Genomic DNA, 251 nt, shown 5'->3' with positions numbered 1-251 from the left:
CCGGGCAAGAAGAGCGAGCGCACGGTGTTCACGATGGCGAAGTTCACTATCCCCGACGATAAATGCCTCGTGGTGGAACTCAACGAGAAGAACGGGGGGCGTCACCATGCCTGCCGAAGATGCAGGGCATCGAGGTCAGGGCGAACATGGCGGACCGCTTCAATCCCGGCGGCAACGACGGCGGGTACAGTTTCGGGGCGGCTCTCTCCACCTACACGAAAAAGGGGAACAAATGGGTGTTCGGCGGCGAA

The 251-nt window shown here is 61.0% G+C and carries 1 protein-coding gene and 1 pseudogene; both read left to right on the top strand.

The window, feature by feature from the left end; all coding sequences use genetic code 11:
- A pseudogene (locus DXA54_RS27840) lies at positions 1-108 on the top strand (DUF4138 domain-containing protein); the annotation flags it as partial.
- A partial coding sequence (locus tag DXA54_RS27835; RefSeq protein WP_371682972.1) for a conjugal transfer protein TraO occupies positions 63-251 on the top strand: 189 nt, incomplete at its 3' end. The pseudogene DXA54_RS27840 and the gene DXA54_RS27835, both read left to right, overlap by 46 nt.

The sequence above is a fragment of the Bacteroides sp. OF03-11BH genome (genome assembly GCF_003604005.1).
In the GTDB taxonomy this organism is placed as follows: domain Bacteria; phylum Bacteroidota; class Bacteroidia; order Bacteroidales; family Bacteroidaceae; genus Bacteroides; species Bacteroides ovatus.
This window is presented reverse-complemented; position numbering and strand designations above follow the sequence as displayed.